Source organism: Rubripirellula tenax, from assembly GCF_007860125.1.
GTDB classification, from domain to species: Bacteria; Planctomycetota; Planctomycetia; order Pirellulales; family Pirellulaceae; genus Rubripirellula; species Rubripirellula tenax.
The window spans coordinates 1,100,072-1,122,051 of sequence record NZ_SJPW01000002.1 but is presented as its reverse complement, the minus strand read 5'-3'; the positions used below and the strand labels follow the sequence as shown (position 1 = coordinate 1,122,051).

At 56.2% G+C, this 21,980-nt stretch carries 13 protein-coding genes and 1 tRNA gene; 6 read left to right on the top strand and 8 right to left on the bottom strand.

Going from position 1 to position 21,980, the window contains the following annotated elements:
• The first annotated feature begins 30 nt into the window (after positions 1-30).
• Positions 31-1,275, top strand: a complete 1,245-nt coding sequence (locus tag Poly51_RS09900; RefSeq protein WP_146456764.1) for a DEAD/DEAH box helicase — start codon at positions 31-33, stop codon at positions 1,273-1,275.
• Positions 1,276-1,312: 37 nt separating this feature from the next.
• On the opposite strand, the gene Poly51_RS09895 is transcribed toward Poly51_RS09900, so the two are convergent.
• From Poly51_RS09895 to Poly51_RS09885, 3 genes are read right to left on the bottom strand one after another with little or no spacing between them, the layout of a single operon-like run.
• Positions 1,313-2,842, bottom strand: coding sequence for a PcfJ domain-containing protein (locus Poly51_RS09895; protein ID WP_146456762.1), 1,530 nt, complete (start codon positions 2,840-2,842; stop codon positions 1,313-1,315).
• Positions 2,843-2,890: 48 nt separating this feature from the next.
• Positions 2,891-3,652 carry an ABC transporter ATP-binding protein gene (locus tag Poly51_RS09890; protein WP_146456760.1) on the bottom strand — a complete coding sequence of 254 codons (762 nt, stop codon included), beginning with the start codon at positions 3,650-3,652 and terminating at the stop codon, positions 2,891-2,893.
• A 53-nt stretch (positions 3,653-3,705) separates the two neighbouring features.
• Positions 3,706-5,280 carry an ABC transporter permease gene (locus tag Poly51_RS09885; RefSeq protein ID WP_146456758.1) on the bottom strand — a complete coding sequence of 525 codons (1,575 nt, stop codon included), beginning with the start codon at positions 5,278-5,280 and terminating at the stop codon, positions 3,706-3,708.
• A gap of 133 nt (positions 5,281-5,413) precedes the next feature.
• Here Poly51_RS09885 and Poly51_RS09880 point away from each other — a divergent pair, with 133 nt between their 5' ends.
• Positions 5,414-6,958, top strand: coding sequence for a hypothetical protein (locus Poly51_RS09880; protein WP_146456756.1), 1,545 nt, complete (start codon positions 5,414-5,416; stop codon positions 6,956-6,958).
• A 169-nt stretch (positions 6,959-7,127) separates the two neighbouring features.
• On the opposite strand, the gene lysS is transcribed toward Poly51_RS09880, so the two are convergent.
• Positions 7,128-8,714, bottom strand: coding sequence for a lysine--tRNA ligase (lysS, locus tag Poly51_RS09875; protein WP_146456754.1), 1,587 nt, complete (start codon positions 8,712-8,714; stop codon positions 7,128-7,130).
• Positions 8,715-8,921: 207 nt separating this feature from the next.
• Between lysS and Poly51_RS09870 the strand changes: the two genes are divergently transcribed.
• From Poly51_RS09870 to Poly51_RS09855, 4 genes are all read left to right on the top strand, one after another.
• Complete coding sequence (locus tag Poly51_RS09870; RefSeq protein WP_146456751.1) at positions 8,922-9,404, top strand: response regulator; 483 nt, start codon at positions 8,922-8,924, stop codon at positions 9,402-9,404.
• Between the two features lie 86 nt (positions 9,405-9,490).
• The gene (locus tag Poly51_RS09865; protein WP_146456749.1) at positions 9,491-9,802 is read left to right on the top strand and encodes a hypothetical protein; all 312 of its coding nucleotides are present in this window, start codon (positions 9,491-9,493) and stop codon (positions 9,800-9,802) included.
• Positions 9,799-10,221, top strand: coding sequence for a hypothetical protein (locus tag Poly51_RS09860; protein WP_146456747.1), 423 nt, complete (start codon positions 9,799-9,801; stop codon positions 10,219-10,221). Before Poly51_RS09865 ends, Poly51_RS09860 begins: the two co-directional genes overlap by 4 nt.
• Positions 10,213-10,294: transfer RNA gene (locus Poly51_RS09855), tRNA-Ser, on the top strand. Before Poly51_RS09860 ends, Poly51_RS09855 begins: the two co-directional genes overlap by 9 nt.
• Before the next feature lie 410 nt (positions 10,295-10,704).
• On the opposite strand, the gene Poly51_RS09850 is transcribed toward Poly51_RS09855, so the two are convergent.
• The 4 genes from Poly51_RS09850 to Poly51_RS09835 all read right to left on the bottom strand — a co-directional run bounded on the left by Poly51_RS09850 (position 10,705) and on the right by Poly51_RS09835 (position 21,868).
• Positions 10,705-13,239, bottom strand: coding sequence for a serine/threonine-protein kinase (locus tag Poly51_RS09850; RefSeq protein WP_146456745.1), 2,535 nt, complete (start codon positions 13,237-13,239; stop codon positions 10,705-10,707).
• A gap of 206 nt (positions 13,240-13,445) precedes the next feature.
• The gene (locus tag Poly51_RS09845) at positions 13,446-15,473 is read right to left on the bottom strand and encodes a hypothetical protein (protein ID WP_146456743.1); all 2,028 of its coding nucleotides are present in this window, start codon (positions 15,471-15,473) and stop codon (positions 13,446-13,448) included.
• Between the two features lie 238 nt (positions 15,474-15,711).
• On the bottom strand, positions 15,712-16,332 hold the full coding sequence (locus Poly51_RS09840) for a sigma-70 family RNA polymerase sigma factor (RefSeq protein ID WP_146456741.1): 621 nt from the start codon (positions 16,330-16,332) through the stop codon (positions 15,712-15,714).
• 406 nt (positions 16,333-16,738) lie between these two features.
• Positions 16,739-21,868 (bottom strand): YHYH protein, encoded by a 5,130-nt coding sequence (locus Poly51_RS09835; RefSeq protein WP_186775444.1) that lies wholly within the window; start codon positions 21,866-21,868, stop codon positions 16,739-16,741.
• Between the last annotated feature and the right edge of the window lie 112 nt (positions 21,869-21,980).

The following is a 21,980-nucleotide window of genomic DNA, read 5'->3' as shown; positions in this document are numbered from 1 at the left end:
CGATCGCCTAAATCGCGTTACACTTGCGGGATGAACGTACCTAAATCTCCGTCCGACGCCTCCTTTGATGACCTCGATCTCTCGCCCGTGATGCGTCGGGCGTTGGAAAAAGCGGGTTTTGAAACCCCTTCCCCCATCCAAACTGCTCTGATTCCGTTAGCGCTCGATGGCCTCGACGTCATTGGCCAAGCTCGAACCGGAACGGGAAAAACGGCCGCTTTCGCGATTCCGATCTTGGAACAACTCGATCCGCTGGAAGAATGCCGCGACCCGCAAGCGATCATTGTCGTGCCCACGCGTGAGCTTGCCGACCAAGTGGGCCGTGAAGCCCAACGATTGGCTTGGGGCGAACCCACTGAGATCGCGGTGTTAGCCGGAGGGAAAAATATTACGGGCCAACTTCGCCAGCTCGAAAACGGCGTTCAAATCGTCGTGGGAACGCCGGGCCGACTGCACGATCACTTGCAACGAAAATCGCTGCGGACCGACAAGGTTTGGTGTGTCGTCTTGGACGAGGCCGACCGGATGCTGGACATCGGCTTTCGGCCTCAAATCGAACGGATCCTGCGGAAATGTCCGCGAGACCGGCAAACGCTGTTGTTGTCGGCAACTTTGCCACCGACCGTTCGCCGTCTTGCCGAATCGTACATGGTCGATCCAGAAGTGATCGATTGCTGTAAAGACGAAATGTCCGTCGAAACGATTGAGCAGCGTTACTTCACCGTTGCCCAAAACAAGAAGGGCGAACTGCTGGAACGATTGCTCCAGCGTGAAAATCCCGAGCAGGCGATCGTGTTCTGTCGTACCAAACGAGGCACAGACCGTTTGTACCGACAACTGGCTCGCTCGTTTGACAATTGCGGATCCATGCACGGGGACATGCAACAACGCGAACGTGACCGCGTGCTACAGAGCCTTCGTGATCGCAAGCTGAAGGTCCTGGTCGCGACCGATGTGGTCGGCCGGGGAATCGACATCAGCACGATCTCGCACATCATCAACTATGACGTGCCCCAAGATTGTGACGACTACGTTCACCGTGTCGGTCGAACCGGACGCATGGGCCGCGACGGAGTGGCGTACACGTTCGTGGTCCCGGGCGAAGGCGATGTGTTGACCAGTATCGAGCAGCGTATCAACAAAGAACTCAAACGGGATTCGATGGACGGTTTTGAAACGGTCGAAGTGCCCGTCGAAGTCGTGCAAAAGGTCGAAGAAAAGCCATTGCGAAAAGTGCTCAACCCGATGCACCGCAAAGTCACCCGCCGTCGCTAAAAGTACGTCAGGCTTTTCAGCCTGACACTGCGAGTTCTCACCCCGCATACTTGCTGATCGTCAGCCCGGCTTGGACGCACCATCGGCGGATGATGCCGCCTTCTTGTTCCGTCATTCGGCGGTTGTGTCGACCGCGCACTTGGACAACCTGTCGAGTCGCCGGTCGGACTTCGATCGTCACCCGCTTTTCGATGCCGGTGAACGTCTCGACTTCCATCGTCCAGATCGATGTCGCGCCGTTGGAACAGCTTCGCGCGTACGTCGCGACACAATGCCCCAGTTTACGTCCTTCGATCGTGAGTGATTTCGAGCTCAGAAGTTCGCGGATCGTCCAAATCTTCAAGTTCTCGCCCGCTATCGATCCTTCGGTCATTTCAAAACCGCCGATCGCTGACGATTTCCAGCTCGCGATTTGGTATCGATTGCTGTTGGCCAGCGATCGGTGCCAAGCATCCACTTGGCGCAGCATCGATGTCGCCGTGCGACCTTTCATGGTCAGGTTGGGTTCGGCCAGCGTCATGCTTAGCATGCCATTGCGATCATCAAACGTATGCACCGGAACGAAGCGTCGGTTGTGGACGTAGTCGATGATCGGGCCAACGTGAACGGGATCCAGCATCGGCTGGCTAGACAACCAGTGCAGCACCGTGAGCCAAAATTCTTCGTGCTCGAACCCGTCACCCAATCGGGAAACCATCACTTCGGCTGCCAACGCCGAATTGCTGCTGATACCCATCACTTGTGACCAACGCAGCGCCTGAGGAATCGAAAGCGTGGACGGTGCCTGGCGAAAATATGATGCCATCGAGTTCGTCAAGGCTATGGGAAAATCGAGCTTACGTCGACTTCGGCCGCGTCCCATATCGACATAGCATCGGCGGTATCGTATTCCCTCCGCCAGCGGCTTGCCCGAAGCGTCTCGCGTGATCGCCCAGGCATGATCCATGAACAACGGCACTTCGCCGAAACGATCAAACAGGTGTCGCAACAGCGACTGCATTTGCCGCTTTGCGTTGTGGGTCCGTGGCCGCCAATCGGCGAGTGGTCGCAGCCAGTCCGATTGCGATGCAGCCACCATCACCAACGTTTCGATCAGCGTGGCACCGCCGTCGACCAAGCGGGTCGCCTGTTCGGATTCACCAACGATCTTCGAACGAACGGCAAATAGGTGCTCGATCAGTACCGTCAGCCCCTTACCGCCGCCAAAGGTTCGCACGACTTCGTCCATTCCGCGATAGGCGATTCCGGCAACCTCGCTCGGCTTGATTCGTCCCAACGCGATGGCGAACATCGTTTCCTTGTTCGACGGCCGCTTCACGCGCAGCGAGCGTTCACGAATCGCCGCATCGCGTCGATAATTGCGTTCGCGGGCGAGCATCTGCTTGGGTTTGTTCAGTCCCAAACCAAAGCCGTTCTCGGCGCACCAGCTTCGGTATTCGTCGATCGACGGGATGCCGAGACTGGCAAGATGCCCGAGCAATTTGTCGGATGGCTGGGGTGCCTGCGATGATTTGGTTCGTTTGCCCATGACTGATCGAGACAAATCGATGCAGTCGAAGGTTCGCATGAATTTCCGATGCGTCCGCTGTTGGTTCAGCAGCCCGCGGTTGAGTGTCTAGGCCGCGGAAAGTGCCGGCGACGACGTTCGGATTGGCTCTGAGCTGTTCGCGAATTCGCCAGCCGATTCCAGCATGCCGTCCTTCATCCGGTGGCATATGTCGGCACCGGCTGCGATCGAGTCGTCGTGAGTGATCATGACGATCGTCAAACCATCGTCCTGGTTCAACTGTGACAACAGTTTCAGAATGTCTCGCCCGGTTTCCGTGTCCAAGTTGCCTGTCGGTTCGTCAGCCAACAGCAGCGACGGGTCTGTCATCAATGCGCGGGCGATCGCCGTTCGTTGCATTTCACCACCGCTCATTTCCGACGGCTTGTGCTTCGCCCGGTGCAGCAGTCCGACGCGATCGAGCATCGCTTCGGCTCGCAGGCGGACTTCTTTGCGGTGCGTGAAGTAGTTCCACACACTGCAGCTGATCATGGTCGGCGCCAGCACGTTTTCCAGCGCCGATAACTCGGGCAACAGGTGATAGAACTGAAAAATGATTCCGATGTCTTGGTTGCGAAAAGCATCGCGACGGGCTCGCGGGGCGTCATCGATCCGCTGACCACGAAAATAGACTTCGCCCTTATCGGGACGATCCAGCGTAGCCAGTAAGTGCATCAGCGTGCTTTTACCGCTGCCGCTTCGTCCCACCAATGCGGTCACCACGCCGGGATCAAAGTCGACGTCGACGCCGCGAAGCACGGGGACTTCGATCTTGTCTTTATGGTAACTCTTGTAAATACTGCGGGCGGACAGGACGGATGACTGGTTCATGAAAGTTTTCGCTGGTAGGCGTTTGGGATCAGGTCACGAAACGGCGTTGCCGCCTACTCGAATCGTAAAGCACGCACCGGATGCATGCGGGCCGCGCGTAGTGCCGGTAGTACACTCGCCATCGCCGCGATGCCAACGGCGCCAAGCATCACCCACACCAATGTGAACGGATGGATGATGGTGGGAATCTCGGTGAAGTAATAAACCGTCGGATCAAAGACTTCTTGGCCTGTGATTTTCTCGATCAAGCCCGCAACCCAATTGATGTTGCGAACGAACACCAGTCCACCGAGCAGTCCGGTTCCGCTGCCGACGAATCCCAACAGCAATCCGTAGCTCAGGAAGATGCTCATCACACCGCCACCGGATGCACCCAGCGCCTTCAGCGTGCCGATGTCGCGTGTCTTCTCGACCACGATCATGAAGAACGTTGCCAGGATGCCGAAACCAGCGACGGCGATGATCAAGAACAGCAAAATGTTCAGGATCGTTGTTTCCAAACGCACGGCCGCCAAGAGCGGGCCTTGCATATCGCGCCAAGTTTGAATGTCATACGCAAACAGTTGCGGTGGGTATCGACGACGCAGAGCGTCGCGGACCGCGTTCAAGTCCGCGCCCTCGACCAACTTCAATTGAATCGTCGTGATGCTGCGAATGCCGGTCTCGGGATTGATCATGCCGCGAAAGTCTTGCAGTTGATCGAGTCGGCAGAACGCAAACGTGCTGTCGTATTCGCTCATGCCGGATTCGTACATGTCGACGACGGTGAATTTTTGATTGACAACCTTGGTGTTGTCGGCCGCGTTGGGGAACATCATGCGGACGTCATCGCCGGGTCGGCAATAGAATCGATCGGCGACGTTGTTCTGTTCGTCGCGGTAACGAACGCTGCACGTTGAAATGCCAAGGATCAAGCCAGGGTACTGGTCGACTGCGGCGTTGAATTCGGTTGCGCCCGAGTCGTTGCCGTTTTCGGCAAGCATGTCACCCGGTGCGGCAAACGCCATCGTTGGACCCGCGGCCGATACATCCGAAGCCGCTGTATTCAAAGGCACAGTAGCCAGCACAGATCGGGCTCGCAGGGCATCGTATCGACGTTGTTCGGCTGCTTGCGATTCTTCGTAACGCGTCCGGGCCCGACGGTATTCCCAACCGGATTCGGGGAACGAAGAACGATCGGGGGCATACCCCGTTTCTCGCAGATCGAAAGCGACGTGTTCTTTGTTTTCGGGGTGCAGTAAATAGCGGCCGAAGTGGCTGACCGTATCGTACGTTTTGGCTTCGACGCCAACCAAATTGACGTGACGCGTCACAAGTTGGCCACCCAAGTCGATGCCTAGCATCGCTGGCACATGGACACTGACCGACGAACCGGCGATCTGGTCGCCGACAACTTCGTTGATCTCGGCCATTCGAGCGTCCGGGTCGGGCATCCCGCCGCTGGTGTGACATTCGATCAGAATGTCCGAGGCCAAACCGTGCAAACGGTCGTGCATTTCAGCGGAAAAACCGGCCATCACACTGTTAACGACGATCAATGTCGCGACGCCTAGCGTCACGCTAATGATCGAAGCAAGTGCGATGTAACGGGTTCGCAGATAGCGAAAACACAGTAACCAGCGGTACATTTGCCGTTCCTTCGGCGGAAAATCCATTTGCCGTCATCACTTGACGGCACCGGGCCGAGTGTAGGAAAGATTGACGGTCAACGTAAAGCTTGGTTTTTGGCCAGCTTCCGCTTCCCCCAAATCTAATTGCGAGATGCAAATCGATTTCGAACGACTCAACCGGGACTACGACGCGGCAGTCGGCCGAGTGCCGATCACTTCGTTCGTCGAAATGCGTCTGATTCGATCGCTATTGGCGAAACAGTCGCTCACGCATTTGGTCGATCAAGTGCGTGAAAGGCCGAACGATCGACGAGTCCTTGATCAGGCGTTGGCAACGATTTCACGGCTAAGAACTTTGGTGTCCCGGTCGGATGTGAACGTACTTTTGCAGCTTCAGGATCGTTGCGGCGACCGGGCGAGCGGCGTCGCGTTGGCACAAGTCCTTGCCGAGCACGCCGGCCCCGGCGTTGGTGCCCAGCATTTACAACGACTCGATCCGTCCGGTCGTGCGTTGACGCTTCGTGGGCCTGATCCGTTATCGTCGATGCGTCCCAGTCGCGGGTCGAGCCGGCTGGATCCGGTCCATTGGTTGAGCGAACCTAAAATGGGACGCGTCCAGTTCGTCGACGGAAACCCGGATCACGTTCGCATTCGCGGAATCGAATTGCGATCGGGTGACATCGGTGTCGTCGAACTTGATCATCCCGGCGACGGCATCTTTGACAGTTTCCTGGAAACGCCCGGCGTCGCGCCTCACGCGATGCTCTACGTCAGCCGACGTGTCCACTGCCCCGGCGAAAGCGAGCCGCTGATTCAACCGTCGTTGTTGGAAATCTACGAAGGCGGGTGGCGGACGGTGCCGCTGACGACTGGATTGGGGCCAAAGTTCAGTTGGTTTTCTAATTGGGTTCGGCCAAGCAGATTGCCGGATGACGTTGGCCAAAAGTTGAGCAACGAGCTGAACACGATAGAAACGTTGGCGTTCGACTTTCAGTCGCGTCGGATTCCCGCCGGTGGTCAGTTTCCGGCGGACTGGGGACAGCCTTGCGCCAGTTGCACCAACTTGATTCGTATTCCCTTCGAGCGAATCGGTATCGAGTTGCCCTACCCGACCACCGAAATCTCGCCCGGTGCGGTTCGCAACTTGGACTTGATCGGTTTACCCGGCATCGGGCCGATCCATACGCCCACCAACATTTTGCACGATTCGAGATTCACCCACGTTGGCATCGTCGACAACGGATTCCCGGAACTGGCGTATGCACAAGCGATGGTCGTCGGGCGACCGGAGTTGTCGCACACGTTCGGCGGTCACTTCTGCCAACGGCCGTTGAAGCTAGAAAACTTGCCAAGCTGGAAGAGCATCAAGCGTTGGAAGAGTGCCCGCGCCGCGTTGTTGGTCAAGATTGGCCAATCCGATTCGTTGTTCGCCAATCTTTCTCGCCTAGCCGCCGGGTACACGGCCGACGAAATTCCTCGCACCGCATCGCCGACCGCCATCGCGTTCTATCTGCGATCGGACATGGAAGCAGGGCACATCATGAAGACGATTGTCGTACCCGAGTTGCAGCGATGGTTCGGCGAAGGTGGCACGACCAAGTTGTCAGAACTGCAAACAAGTTCGCATTTTTGCGACTTGATTCGCGAAGGCTTGGCCAGCAGCGCGTTGGCCAAAGAGCAATGGTATGGGACCTAGCTCTTCCTTCTTGTCATTCTTGGTTTCCCAAAACGGGCAACCCTACGTGGACCCGCGACTCAGCTCGCGGGATGTTAGCTGCAAAGCAGCAGACGAACCCCAAAGTACACCTTGCCAGCGGAGTCGCAGGGCCACGTAGGGTGATCCGAAACGAGTAACGACTCGCCGATCACTCCGGACGTAGCAGCGGGAACAGGATCACGTCGCGGATCGATTTCTTGTTCGTCAACAGCATCACTAGGCGATCGATGCCGATGCCCAGTCCACCCGCCGGCGGCATCGCGTACCGCAGGGCTCGCACGAAGTCGTTGTCCATTTTGGCCATCGAATCTTCGTCGTCGAGACCTTCGAGCTGGGTCTTGAACAGTTCTTCTTGCAAATCGGGATCATTCAATTCCGTGTATGCATTGGCCAGCTCCATCCCCAAAATGAACAACTCGAACCGTTCAGCGATCTCGGGGTTGTCCTGTTTGCGTTTGGTCAACGGGCAAATGCTGGCGGGATAATCGATAACGAAAATCGGTCCCGTCAAAGAGTCTTCGACCGTTTCTTCGAAGATCTCGTTGCGGATCACGTCGGGGTGCTTGCCTTCGGTTTGCAGATGCAGCTTTTTCGCGAGCGCCATCACACCGGCTTCGTCCGTCGTTTGAACGCCCGTCGCTTTTTCAAACAATTCGGCATAGGTCGCACGTTTGAACGGAGGCGTGAAGTCCACCATCTTGTCGCCGAACGGACGCACATAACCACCACCTATTTTGTCGATCGCTTCGACAATGATTTTCTCGGTCAGTTCCATCATCGACACGTAATCGCCGTACGCTTGGTACAGTTCGATCATCGTGAACTCTGGGTTGTGCCGCGGGCTGATCCCTTCGTTGCGGTACACACGCCCCATTTCGTAAACGCGTTCCATCCCGCCGACCATCAAGCGTTTGAGGTGCAATTCGAGCGCGATCCGAAGCACTAGCGGCATATCAAGCGTGTTGTGATGCGTCTCGAACGGTCGCGCCGCGGCGCCGCCGGCGATCGTATGAAGCGTTGGACCTTCGACTTCGCAAAAGCCTTCGCCGTCCAACGTTTGACGGATCGACTTGATGATCTTGGTCCGATCCATGAACGTGTTCAACACACCATCGTTGAAGGCCAAGTCGGCGTATCGCATGCGTTGACGTAGTTCGGGGTTGGTCAGGCCGGCGTGCTTTTCCGGCGGCACTTCCAACATCTTGGTCATGAAGAACAGCTTCTCGGCGAACACGGTCAGCTCGCCGGTGTTCGTTCGCCCAAGTCGCCCTTCGGCCGCGATCAAGTCACCCAGGTCGAACAATTTGGCGAGATCGAAATCCGACTCGCCCACCTGGTTCTTGCCGATGAAAATCTGCAGCTCGCCGGTCCAGTCCTTCAGCGTCACGAAGATCAGCTTGCCCTGGCCGCGCATCAACATGATCCGGCCGGCGACACGTACCGTTGGCCCGATTTCTTCTCCGGGGCTGTTTTCGGTTTTCCATTGTCGGTAGTCGATGCTGTCGTCCGAAAAATCGGGCATCGCCAATTCGGTGCCGTCGGCTTTGACCCATTTGACTTCCGAAGCCCGCTGCTGGCATCGACCGATCAGGTCGCGATTGTCGAACCGTTGTCCGAACGGATCGACACCGCGCTCGATGATTTGTCGCATTTTTTCACGCCGGGCGACGTGGGGATCCGTCGCGTCGCCGGGTGGGGTGTCGTCGCCGGGGTTGGGTGCAGCCGCTTGGTTCATGACATTTCGCTTGAAAACAAATCAATACCGCGCGTCCCGTGACGCGCACGGGCGGGATTGTCCGTTTCCATGGCGGATTTCGCAAGCCGCAGACATCAACCGATCTTGCAGTGACGGTCGACCAGAGTTTACGGCTTGGAAGGTCGGTGGCTCATTGTGTGCCGCCGACATGTCTTGGCGTACGAAAACGCATTGCGAGCCGCCCCCATGCACCACGTCGAACCCGGCCACGATCGCCCTTCAAAGTCGTCACGACGCGCGTCAATCGTTGTGCTGGACGCCGGCCCGATCTCGTTGTTGACCCTTGCCGGAGTCCTCGATCACCAAGGATATGCGTGCATTTGTGCCCGAAACGGGGCGTCGGCTTTGGAAGCCTTGTCGATGGGACGACAGGATCTTTTGGTCGCCGACGTTGGCGATGATGCTGCGGCCGTCTTGGCGGATCTCGAAAAAATGCGATCGGTCGACACCTACCAGGATCTGCCCGCCGTCCTAATCGCGGATGCGAAGTGGGGCGGTCTGGAGAAAAAGACGGAAATCATGGCCGCTCCGACGATGTGTCTGTTCAAGCCGATCGACCCCAATACTCTGATCGCGGTTGTCGATCAAATTCTATGGATGCCCAATTTAGTGGCCGCCCACCGGCGCCGGGGCTCGCGTCCGAGTCGGCCGGGATGGGTTTCGTTGTGATTCCGACCCGGTAACGTCTTGACGATGATGGCGGCGATTGGCTATTCCACGACTGCCCCCAACCTCCCGTTTTCTAGGAAGACTGAATGTTTCGACGAATGACTCTCGCCGTCGCCCTGATGGCTTTGCCCGGATTCGCCGTTGCCGGCGAAATGGTTCGCTACCAGTGCAAGGAATGGAAAGCCAAGCACATCCACGACGAAAAGAAGGCTGACACGATCAGTGCGACGCTGAAAAAACTCGGCTGCGAGATGAAAAAAGATCAGCACGACGGCCACATCGATGTCAAATATCGATGTCCCGAGTGGCGTGAATTGAAGCTTGATTCGCATGACGAAGCCCACAAGTGGGAAAAATGGCTCAAAGAGTACGGGTTCCAAACCGAGCACAAGCATTGAGTTTGCCACTTCAATCGGCCGGCGCAATCGTCGGCGCGGCGGTGTTGGCGACCAAGGCCGTGCAACAGATCGGCAAATCCTTGGGTTTTGACGAAGTGCTTGCGGCAGAGGCATCGGCAAACGCCGCGTCTTCGCCCGAGGCGTTGATCAAAGAGTTGTCTCAAGCGATCGCCGAACGATTGGATGAATCCGGTTTCGGCGTGAACCTGCCGGCCAAGCTCGACGTCACTTTCGATGGGGAAATTCAAGTTGCCCCAAACCACCCTCAAGCTGCACAAATCGAGTCCCGCCTGGCGAATGATCCGAAGATTTCGACGATTGTCGAAAAACTGAGATCTTCCGCCGGTCCGGGCCCGTGGTCGGTCGACTTGACGAAATCGTCGACGCAAGGGAATATACTAGAGTCGTTCGGAGGATAAGCGAATGGCTAGCAGGCTGATTCGAAATCAGTTGTCCAGCAATGGATTGCGGGTTCGAGTCCCGTGTCCTCCGCTTCTACGAAACACCCTCGAAAACCACGTGTTTTCGAGGGTGTTTTTCTTTGGCAAACCGCTCTGCCGCTTGTTGGGAAGAATGAAAGTGCACAACACTGTTCTAACTGCCGCTGGCGAGTGTGCGGCAAGTCTCACTTCCAATGCCGCCGGATCCTCCGGTCACAATCGCGACTTTTTCAACAGGCTGTTAATCGTTGCCATGGCAATTCAATTAGCTAGATGCGGCGCGAAAGTTGGTTAGACCGTCTTCATCCCAGCAGTGCTTTGACGACGTGCTGTTATGCCAATGCGTACGCCGGAATGGAGGCCCGCTCTTCAAACGGTCCTGGTTTCTTCGAGTAGTCCTTCTACTCCGGAACTTCAACTGAATACGTGGTTCGCGATTTTGAACAAGTGATTTCTCCCGCACTACAATCCGTCTTTGTTCGATGGATTGCCGTTTCCTTCGCTGACCAGCTTTTGAATGATTTGTTGAGTCTGGACGGCAAACGGATGTGCCTTTGACTCTGCGTCGATGGCGTCCAAGTCGGCAACGGCGGTCGAGATTGCTTCACGGGCTGCATCTTTGTCGCCTTGCCGTCGGTAAACTTCGGCGAGACTTCGGTACAGCAACGCTCGCCAGCATCGGTGGGGCATGCTGTTAGGCGATGCAATCACCAATGACGACTGGATCGCAATTGCCTTTTCGAGGCGTTCCTGTTCAAGAGCAAAGTCGCCGTCCGAACGCGCGAGGCTCGAAAGCTTGTGCAGAATATGAATTTCGGAGACTGCGAACAACTGTGTCTCGGGATTGATCGACCGAAGCGGTTGTAGTTCGGCGAGCGCTTCATGAAGTCGATCGCCCGCTTCATCGGCCAATCTTTTCGAACCGAACTGTCGTCTCAGGTTCACGCTGGCGAGTACTTCGACCAAGGCAAATCGAACGCGGGTATCGTCGGGTGATTGAATCAGTCGTTCACGCAGGATTTCGGTGGCGGATGAAAACTCTGACTGTCGAACCGCTGGCCGCTTTGCTCGGCGTGAATCGGCAAGTTGAATGCGTGCTCGCAGCACGGCAACTTCACTCGCGTCGTGCACAGAGGGATTCAATTCGCTAAGTAACGACTTGGCCGCCGCCAAACGATCGCGGGCGATTCGCGATTCATCCAACGATTCGGTTCGGTCGCGGCGACGCTGGACAAGCGGGTCGCCTAGCGAAACGAGCGCATAAGCTAGTTGCAATTTCAGACGATCGTCTGGATCGGTGACGGCTTCGCCGGACTGGATTGCCATTGCGTAGGCTTTGTCGGAATTCGCGTATTCCAATTCCAGTGCGTAGACTTTGCCAAGTTCGTTGTGCAAACGTGCAATGAGAATTTGTTTCTCATTGGTTGGCAAACCAGCCAAGTCACCGCGTGTCTCCAAGAGTTCAATGCTCTGGTCGAGAGTTGTGATCGCAGCGTCGGTCTGTCCGAGTTGTTGTCGAATCTGGGAAAGCCGAAGGCTCGCTTCAATCATTTGCCGAACAATGTCGGGTCGAGTCGGAGACTGGTTGGCAAGGCGTTCGTACAGCGGTTGGATGTTCTCCAGTACCATCGCCGCGTGCGGTGATGGATTTAGCAGAAATTGCGAGGAATCTAATTCTCCCATATCCATATCTCCGATCGCGGAGGCCGGGATGGAAACCGCGTCCACAACGCCGTCGAGCGATTGCAACGCCAGATCGACGGTTTGCTCGGATTGTGCTAACGCCTCGCTGGTCCGCTTGTTGGCAGCAGATGTCATCGCAAACCCGATCGACGACGCGACGGTTGCGACCAGCATCGATACGATTGCGATGCCGGTGACGCCGGCGAGTTTTGGGTTGCGACGACACCAGCGAATGAAACTCTGTAACGCGGTAGTGCGTCGAGCAAGAATAGGCTCGTCTCTCAAAAAGCGATTGAGATCATCTCGCAAATCGGACGCGGATTGATACCGATGCGCCGGGTCAGGATTGATCGCCTTGGCCACAACCGTTCGCAAATCCGCGGGAATGTTGGCCCGGAAATCACTCAGTGGCTTGATGAGATGAAGCTTCACGGCCTCCGGCAGTTGGTGCGGAGTTAGGTCTTTGAAAGCGGGGGTTCCGGCCAGCATCTCGTAGAGTGTCAATCCAACCCCGTACACGTCTGATCGCTCATCGGATTGTCCTTGGAAACGTTCCGGTGCCATGTAGCGAGGACTCCCGCTGAGCGCTTGCGTCACGGTCGGATCGTCTCGCGTATTCCGCGCAAGTCCGAAGTCGGTCAGTTGCGCGACGCCATCTTCGTCAATCAGGATGTTGGCGGGCTTCACGTCGCGATGAAGCACGCCGTTGCCATGAGCGTATGCAAGTCCGTCGGAAATTTGGGCTGCGATTTCAGCGGCGGTTCGGCAATCGAGTGAGTGTCCCTCTGCGGTGATACGTTTATCAAGCGACTCGCCGCGGATCAGTTGCATCACCAGGTAATGCGTTCCATCGCATTCGCCGGTCCCAAAAATGGGCACAATGTTGGAATGGTGCATCGCCGCAGCAGTGCTGGCTTCACGCTCGAAACTTTGCAAGGCAGTGTCGTCTAGCAAAGACTGCTTTGGCAGAACCTTGATCGCGACGCGGCGTCCGAGAGACTCTTGCTCGGCTTCGTAAACGATCCCCATGCCGCCACGCCCGATCTCTCGTAGGATCCGGAAATCACCGAGCCTTTCAAGCAAGCGCCCGGCAAGTGTTGCACTTCCATCGCTTTCAACTTGCTGATCGATCTTGACCTTCTCGACCGAAAGCACCAACGGAAAGACACGCCGGATCGGCTCACGCAAATCGGGATGGCGATTCGCGTATTCTTCTACGGTGGGGCGATCGCCATTGCGATAACGTGCCACGAAATCGCTGGCGAGGATATCGACCGTTGCGTAGGTATCGTCGTCGATATCAGTGGAAGTCATGTGTGACAATAATTGGAAAAATCAAATTGACAATTGAAGGAAAGGTGAGGCTGTGGAAAAACGAGGAGATGAACTCGAAGACCGTCTGCTGGATTTCGCGTGTCGTATGTGCAATACCATTGGCAAGCCTGTCGTCACAGCGAAATCGAGTCTGCGGAAGGATTGAAGTCGTACTCCTTCATTTCGCATTTTTCAATTTAACCTTTTCAATTCCTCCCCGGCCTCTGTCCCGCGCCCGGACGGCCTTGGCCTCCCTGACTTGCGTTACCGCGCCCACCCGGAAAGTGGCTTCGACCGGCGACCATGCCGGCTGTTCGGTCCTGTTGTAGCCACACCGTGAACTCCTGTGTCACTGGTTTGCACCAGCCCTTTTTCTTGTTGCAGGCAAAGTACTGAATCTCGACCTTGATGGGCTTGCCCGATTCCCAGTTCTTAACGTCGACCAGGAACTCACGCGGTTCCGTATCGGATTCCACGCTAAGCTTTTCAGCTTCCGCCATCGCAGGTGTGACCGTGACGCCATCGGCAGTGATGCGATACTTCGGTGGAGTCGCTAGGTTGTTCCATTCTGCTCCCAGAATCGGATCTTGTCGGAAACCGAGGTACAGTTGTCCGCTTCCGGTTCGCAGCAGTTCTTGATCGGCTTCCGGACGCAGCTTGGCGTAACGATTGGACTCCGTGAAGTTGAGAGACGTCAGACTTTCAGCCTGCATTTCTTGGCCACCCGCGGCGACTTTTAGCGGTACGGCGATTCCCTCGAGCGTCTTGCGTTCAACCAGCATGTCATTGGGGTTCGTGCGATGTGAGCCAGACTGAGGCAGATTTAGTTCTGCGACTGTCGTGATTTTTTCAGACGGCCCGACCAGTTCTTCAAGTGACTCCCGAAGACTGGATCCTCGCCCCCACGAAGCACGATGCACAATTTTTCCATCGCGATCGAACGCGAACTGCGAATTCGGCGTCATCCCGAAATGCTGCTTCATCTCGTTTTCCATCGTGTCGGTCAGCCAGGGAATCGATGTCTTGAGCAGATCCTTGGCGTGATCCACCTGAGCGAATCTTTCCTGAATCGACGTCGGCTGCACGTAGCCCCAGTTTTCAGGGTGGGTCAGCGACTGAAACAGGAAGTAGAACTGCACGCCTTTGTCGCGAAAGTCGGCGGCGACCGCTTCGATTTCCGGATAGGAGTTGCGAAATTCAGGACAGGTCAGACACCCGCCGACGATGACGGTGTACTTAGCATCGAAGATGCTGTTGGCGGCAACCAGCTTGCGATCAACATTGTAAAGCTGCAGAGAGTCTGGCAGCGTTGCGCCGAGCGGGTGCATTTCATTGAATTGCGCATCACGGGGGCTCACTCTGTCACGAGGCCGTTCACGCTCTCCACCACGAGATGCCTGGCCGCCGCCACCGCGTTGACCGGAGCCCATACCCTGGCCATCTCGCCCGCCACTTTGACCCCTGCCGCCTCGCCCCTGACCTTGTCCAGCGCCGCCACCTTGCGCTGCCCCGCGACCCTGAGTGGGGGCGTTCTTGATTTCCTGCTCAGCGTCCGGGCTCAGCGAGCCGCGGCGGAATTGCGACGCTAACACGAGCAATTCTTTTTCGTTGAGTGATCCGTTCTTGTCCGCATCGGCGATATCGAACGCTTGGTGCATGTGTTCGGGCAATTCGGATTTACCGAGCATCCCGTCCTTGTTTTCGTCAAAGGACATAATGTCTTTCGCAAAAGCTGCGTCGGCCTGAGCAGGGTCACCACCTCGACCGCCGCCGGCAGCATCACCACCCGGTCGACCGCCTCCCGGAGCTCCGCCACCAACCGGCCCGCCACCCGGTCGACCGCCGCCAGGCTGGCCACCTTGCATTGCACCTCGTGGACCGCCGCGACCTTCTCCTTGAGAATCCGGTTGCCCGGTCGGTCGGAATTCTTCGGCGGTCAGTCTTCCATCGCGGTTTTGATCCAATTTTCGTAACGCACTCGCTGCCGCGTCGATTTCCTTCGACGAAAGCTCTCCATCACCATCGGCATCAAAAATGCGCAGCAAAGGAGGCATTTGTTGAGCACCAGATCCACCCATCCCTTGGCCGCGTCCGCCGCCGGGACCACCCGGTCCACCACCTTGTCGTCCGCTTCCTTGGCCGGGGCGTCCACCTGGCGGCTGTGCGTTGGCAAGTGAATCGCTTAGCAGCAAAGCCAGTGCGCAAAAAACTGTAAGCAACGAAAGACGCTTCATGATTTTTCCCGTGGAAGTTTCATTGAGGAGGGTTCGTGCTATGAAACCCCACGGCGAGGAAACATCTACTGAAAATGGAGGAAAGTTTTTGAAAAGCGTAGACAGAGATTGAAAGTTGTAAATTGACAACTGAAAAGTGACAAATGATTGCGACCGATCAAGCCACTGTGCATTTTCTATTTGTCAATTTAACTCTTTCGATTCCCTCGCGCGATCCTTCGTCCGCCACAACCAACACTCAAATCTTCTCCAGCACCGACCGCAACCGTTCTAACGCTCGCACATACCGAATGCTGGCGGCTTTCGGCGTGATGCCAAGTTCCAATGCAACTTCTTGATTGGTCAGTTCTTCAAAATGACGCAGCGCAACCACCTCGCGATCGATGTCATTCATTTCACTCAGTGCCGACCGCACTTCCGCAATCAACTCCACCTTCACTGCCGCTTGGCTTGGTGAAGTCAGATGAGCAATAAAACGCTGCGAAAGACACAGCGACGTGTTGCCCCATAGATTTCCGTCGTTCGGACTGGATTCACGCAACATCGAACGTGATTCGGTGGCCAGATGTCGGCGATGGACTCGGCTTAGTGTTTGCCCTGTTACCAGCCGTAGCCACAGAAACAGTGAAGGGAAATCCCCCTCGACATAGTGATCGAGTCGCTTTTCTGAATCGAGGTAGACTTCCTGCAACACATCATCAGCATCAACACGGGCGCGAATCTGATCGCTGAGCCGGAAATGGATGATCTGCCATAGTCGGGGACGATGACGCGAAAACGCGTCACCGAACAGCGATAAATCACCGTGTTTGAGTTGTTGCTCGATATTCTCGACGCCGAAATTCGAGGGAACGCTCATAAGTTGTTGGTCGTAGCGGTGAAGAGTCTGATCGAATGCACGCCGACCTTTCCGGAATCTGACTACCCATTGACGGTGGATGATAGCAGTTCGATTGCTTCGCCAATCAGACGGTTGGGAAACCGTTCTTCAACCGCCGATTCAGCAATCGAAACGTCTCGTCCCTGGCACGATTCGTAGTCGTAAAAAAATTGACCCGCTTAAAATTTGACCAAAGGCACCTGCATTTGCAAGCTTGGATTTGGTTGTGCCGGTTCTTTCGCGAAGTCTGATCGAGACTCTTGTCAGTGCGGACTGCTGGATTGAGCCTTCAGATTCCCACGAACGTGGACAGTTCCCGACCAAAAGAGAAAAGGATTTCTTCTCGTGCTGGTGATTTTCGTTGTGTCGTACGCGGGTCGACATTCTAAAAATTCAGAACAGCCAGATCGTCGCTGTCGACGGAATCCCAGTCTTTCACTACCAAGTCAAAAGCGTTCTCCGCCTCGCGAGATTTGTCTGAAATCCAGTCGAACTGGTCTTCACGCTCTAGCAACGAAACTTGTTGAGGAATCACGAGTTGGCTCTCAGGATACGACGCGAACGACAATGCGTTGATGATTTGCAAAGTATCCATAGCCGTGGTGCGACCATCACCGTTGACGTCGTAGAAGTACAGCGGAGACCCGGACTGCGCCGATGGCATGCCCTTCATCTCAAGAAGATTGATTCCTAACAACGCATCCAACGAAGTGACCTTGCCGTCTGCGTTGACGTCCAATCGATCGTTGGGATTTTGGCGCGCCGCGAAGGCTGCCAGCGCAGCAGGGGGCGGTGACGAAGGCAACGTGATCATCATCAACCCACCCGAGGGCACCTGATTGAACCTCGCATCAAGCGTGTCGAATGCGTTGACCGATCCGCTGCGGTCGATGTCATACACGTACTTGGCGTGACTCATGTCAACGCTTCCGGCACTCGGGCTTTGATTGAATCTGATATCAAGCGTGTCAAAAGCATTCACGGTCACTCGCCCTGATGACGATGTCGATCCGTCAACATCACCGACTTGGTTTCCAAAATAGAACACGTCATCCTGAAGCAGTCCTGTATTTCCGTTCGCGTTTACCGTCACTTGCAACCAACTATTCTTGATCGCAAACGCGTCGGCCCAAGTCAGCGTCACCCGTGACACGCCGCCACCGAAATCCACCGCCGAGGAGACGGTCGGTAGCGCCGTTCCGCTCAGCAGCGTCCAGGTGCTTGGGTCCGGGCTATTGCCGACCCGAAAATCAAAATCGCCGTCGCTGTCCAGGTTGCCAAGCGGAAGGTTGGCGATGTCGACCAGAACACGGTTTAAGCCCTTCGTGTAATTCGTGAAGTTGGCAGCAGTGGCTGTGGTGCCCGGCACCCGCAGCGCAGACTTGTTCGGATCGTTTGCGTGTTCGCCGTACGACGCACTGGCGCCCGCGTAGGCCACGCCCCGACCAACAACGCTGGCTGGCAGTACGTCGCCGACGACGATAAACGCCTCGCCTGAATTCATACCGCCCGAATCGTTCCCGGGTGCTCCTGCGATTAAATCGTCGCTGCCATCGCCGTTGACGTCGCCGGCAAAATCAACGCTCACGCCGGCGCGGTCGCCCGCGGCGGAGCCATCGAGTCGAATTCCGTTGCTGCCGTCAATCGCATGCAAATGCACGTCAGCGGGGTTGTTTGGACCACCATGGGCGACAAAAACCGATCCAGCCACGCCAACGCCCGAAACATACGCATTGGGATCTCCCACGATCACATCGTCAAACCCATCGTTGTTTCGATCACCCCCCGTACCGACGGCGATTTCGGCAGAACCTAAAGCCGGCGCTGTGCCACCATTGTTTGCGTTGCCCGGCGCGACCACACCGTTGTATTCCAATCCAATCGAGTACGGAAACGCAGGTTCGCCGCTAGCGTCAATCGTCACATAGTAGTGATAAATGCCGTCGGGGTAATCAGGTGTGGGCGAGAACCGTCCGTTGTATTGATCTAAGTCACCGGAGCCTGCGACGTACTCAAAGTCCTCGAGGAATGACCCGAGAGGTTGCGCGGCTAGTGGCGGTCCATCGGTCCGCGACGTGATGTTACGTAGCTGCCAACTGGATTCGATACGCTCGATGCCTGCGTTGGAATTCCCGTCAACGTAGCCATACGAACCGTAGATAGGAAAACCATCAAACGACCAGCCTAAGATCGGCGAATGTTCCGATCCATCGTCGTCTAATTCATTGACCAGACACGTGGGAACACCGTGCGTGTGGTACTGCCCCGTCGCAGGTGGGTGTGCGTCGCATGCGTCAAAGCTGACTGCTTCAAAGACAACCGCTAAGCGATTCCACACACCCGCGTTTTGGAAGGTGCGACCGTCGGACCAATTGAAAATCGCGGTCCCGTCAATCCATGTACCGATCGCTCCTAACCGTGTTCGCGTTTTTGTCCCTTCGTTAACGACAGGATCTCGCGGAATATAGAACGTCACGTCTTGGTCAGTTGCGTCGTTCGGGTTTGGGCCCCAGGGGCCGATGCTGTAGTGCGGAATGCCTGAGGTGTGAACGTGAACGTAGTCTTTATCCAGAATGACCGAATCGAAATTCACGATCGCACCGTTGTGTCCAGTCTGGCCGGTCGCGTTGACGATCAGCGAATTCAACAAGGGATCGGATTGGTAGTCATTGGCCAAGCGGTAGCCGGTCGCTGCGGTCAACGAATTGAGCAGGATGTTGGACGAGAATCCACTCGCACGGCCCAGCACGACATAGGCTGCACCCACCGACACTCCATCCACCTTCGCACGCGGTGATCCGACCACCACATCATCGAAGCCATCGCCGTTGACATCACCCGCCGTACCGACGGAGTAGCCAGTTTGGTCGCCCAAGCCGGCGCCGGAAATTTTGAACCCGCTACTGCCATTGAGCGAACTAACGCCAGAACTTCCAATCGCAGTAGAGCCGAACACGACGTAGGCCGAACCTTCCTGAACTGAAATTTCGGTCGCCGTGCCGCCGCCTGTTTCTACCGTGCCGCCAGGCGACAGGTCACGTCCGCTGAATCCGGCAAACGAAGGGTCGTACTTTGTCGCTCGAAAGACGGCGTTTTGTGCTGGCGTGGTTCCCTGCGCAAGCGGCCCCGAATTGGTTACCGGATTGATGTACTCAAAAACTTCAGCACCTGCTGCATCGACCTCCAAGAATCTTCCTTCCGGTCCATTCGTGATCAACGTGTTCCCGTTCGCCAGTCGATGTGCCCCAGAAATATTCTGTGCATAGAAATCGGTCGCTGGTGTATCGGTCCAAGTCCATACGGCGCTGGTCGGCCCGTAGGCGGTGGTTCCATTGAGCGTGTAGTTTCCGTTAGCGTCGACCGGGGGCGTGAGCTCCTCAACCGATGAAGCGTTGCCTCCGGGCCGTCGCTGGCCATTGTTGAATACCAAGATATTGCCTGCTCCCGGCAAACCGGGTTCAATCCATTGGGCGTCGTGCTGGGTATAGAATTCACGATCAGCGGTAGTGCCACGTTGGTAGGCTTCCGCATTGCCCCAACGATAAAGCAAGTCGCCGCCCTTGCCCGAATCACCGCCGCTGTGCGAGGCCGCCTGTTGTGTCGTTGTGCTGTGATCAATCACCCAGATTTCACTGAAACCGTGGACGCTAATCAGGATTTGGTCCAGCGCCGGGTTGTAGTCAATCGAATTAAAGTGCAACCAGTCTTCACCGCCATTGGAGGTGAAGTTCAGGTCGATCAATTGCGGGTTACTTGCGACTGAACCAAAGTTTGCCTTCGTTGCATCAAAGTCTTGGACCAAGTGGTCCCATGCATTCCACTGCCAAACAATGTCGCCCGTTGTCGCGCCGGTCGGTTGGACTTCGATGATGGTGTCAGGCCATAGACGTGCATCGGTTAGCAGTGATGGATCACGACCGGCTGTGATTGCTTCGGCTTGCGACTTCAATTCCCAAGCGATCATCAACACGTTGCCGTTTGGCAGCATCTCGACATCGTGGTGCAATCGGTGTTGCGCGTTGCTATAGGTGTACTGCCAAGTCCGATTGCCTTCCCAGTCATAAATTTCGACGGCGCCACCATTGCCGCCGGCAACAAAATTTGTCCCGCCTGTGTTCGCGGTTCGCAGCAATGAACCGTCATCCAAAAGAACTGCGGACAAGCCTGGACGATTCGAGGCCGTCCAAGAGTTGACGAGGAAGCCGTTTTGATCCACTAAAAAAGTTTCAGTGGAAGGGTTCGGTGCGAAAAGTGTGTAACCCGGTGCTGCCGCCGCGTCGCACTGAATCAACCCGACGGTATTGGCGGAGTCACACGACGTCGAAACGCCACCGCCAAGACCTGTCGGTGCGCCGATGACAATATCATTCAGGCCGTCGCTGTTGACGTCGCCCGCCGTGTCAACGCTAAAGCCAAGATTCTCTCCCGTCGTGCCGTTGATGCGGATGGCCTGAGCCGACGAAACGGAGTTCAAGTCGATCGACGCTGGGAAATTGGCCGCACGGCCAAAAATCACATAGGCGGCACCTGCATCGGCACCACCACTGTCACTTAGCGGCGCGCCCACGATGACTTCGTCGAAAGCGTCACCGTTGACATCGCTCGAGATCGCAACGGCGCGTCCTGCGTCGTCACCGGCAACGGCACCGTTGATGCGAAAGCCGTTCGCACCATTCAGATTCGCCAGATTGAACGCTGCACCGAACGAGTTGGAGCCCAGAAGAACAAAGGCTGCACCCGAATCAACACGATTAAGTGAATCGGCTTCCGGAGCTCCGATCACCACGTCGTCAAATCCGTCGTTGTTCAAGTCGCCACCACCACCGACCGAAGCACCCGCCAAGTCGCCGGAATTGGCACCGACGATCTTGAATCCGTTGATGCCATTGAGCGTCGTTAAGTCGAACGTGCTCGGAAGGCCGGATGCTGAGCCGAAGACGATGAAGACTTCACCGTCGTTTGTGTTCCCCGAATTGCTGGCCATCGGTGCAGCAATGATCACGTCATCAATCCCGTCGCCGTTGAAGTCGCCCGCACCACGGACGGCCGTGCCAAGTTGATCGCCGGCGTCGACACCTTCCAGTGTGGTGCTGATCAACCCCGCGGTCACAGCAAACTGACTTGCGATCGGTCCAACCGTGACTTCGGCAATGGCTTCGATGCTGTGACCGGCAATCGAGTAAACACGGTGGTCGTTCGACACCAGTTCCACGGACACCGTGTGCGAGCCAGTCGCCACGTTGTCCAACTGGTAGGTGTTGTCGAACAGTCGAGTGACTTTTACTCCGTCCAAGTAAAGATGAGCGTGACCCTGACCATCAATGTGCGCCTGGTCGACGTTTTTCGAGCTCAATTCAAAATTTGATAGGCTCAGATGAACTTCAATCCCTGACGAATTTGGTGTGGCGTGCAACAAGACCGACGGGGGATTGTTTGAATTGGCAGCCACCGTTTCGGTCATGTCATGCGAGTGTCCGGAAACTTCCATTGCGGTATCGCCGGGCTGATCTTCCATCTGCCCCATCGAAGTGGGCGTGTCCCCGTGAAGCAACAAACGACTCTCTAGCACTTCGATCCGGAGTGCGCCGCGGTTTCGTCGTAAATTCCCAAGGGGACGTTTAAGGGAA

What these genes read in the sequence shown, in the direction of transcription:
- Poly51_RS09900 (WP_146456764.1), top strand. Translation starts at nt 31, where the DNA reads ATGAACGTACCTAAATCTCCGTCCGACGCCTCCTTTGATGACCTCGAT.
- Poly51_RS09895 (WP_146456762.1), bottom strand. Translation starts at nt 2,842, where the DNA reads ATGCGAACCTTCGACTGCATCGATTTGTCTCGATCAGTCATGGGCAAA.
- Poly51_RS09890 (WP_146456760.1), bottom strand. Translation starts at nt 3,652, where the DNA reads ATGAACCAGTCATCCGTCCTGTCCGCCCGCAGTATTTACAAGAGTTAC.
- Poly51_RS09885 (WP_146456758.1), bottom strand. Translation starts at nt 5,280, where the DNA reads ATGTACCGCTGGTTACTGTGTTTTCGCTATCTGCGAACCCGTTACATC.
- Poly51_RS09880 (WP_146456756.1), top strand. Translation starts at nt 5,414, where the DNA reads ATGCAAATCGATTTCGAACGACTCAACCGGGACTACGACGCGGCAGTC.
- lysS (WP_146456754.1), bottom strand. Translation starts at nt 8,714, where the DNA reads ATGAACCAAGCGGCTGCACCCAACCCCGGCGACGACACCCCACCCGGC.
- Poly51_RS09870 (WP_146456751.1), top strand. Translation starts at nt 8,922, where the DNA reads ATGCACCACGTCGAACCCGGCCACGATCGCCCTTCAAAGTCGTCACGA.
- Poly51_RS09865 (WP_146456749.1), top strand. Translation starts at nt 9,491, where the DNA reads ATGTTTCGACGAATGACTCTCGCCGTCGCCCTGATGGCTTTGCCCGGA.
- Poly51_RS09850 (WP_146456745.1), bottom strand. Translation starts at nt 13,239, where the DNA reads ATGACTTCCACTGATATCGACGACGATACCTACGCAACGGTCGATATC.
- Poly51_RS09845 (WP_146456743.1), bottom strand. Translation starts at nt 15,473, where the DNA reads ATGAAGCGTCTTTCGTTGCTTACAGTTTTTTGCGCACTGGCTTTGCTG.
- Poly51_RS09840 (WP_146456741.1), bottom strand. Translation starts at nt 16,332, where the DNA reads ATGAGCGTTCCCTCGAATTTCGGCGTCGAGAATATCGAGCAACAACTC.
- Poly51_RS09835 (WP_186775444.1), bottom strand. Translation starts at nt 21,868, where the DNA reads ATGGAAGATCAGCCCGGCGATACCGCAATGGAAGTTTCCGGACACTCG.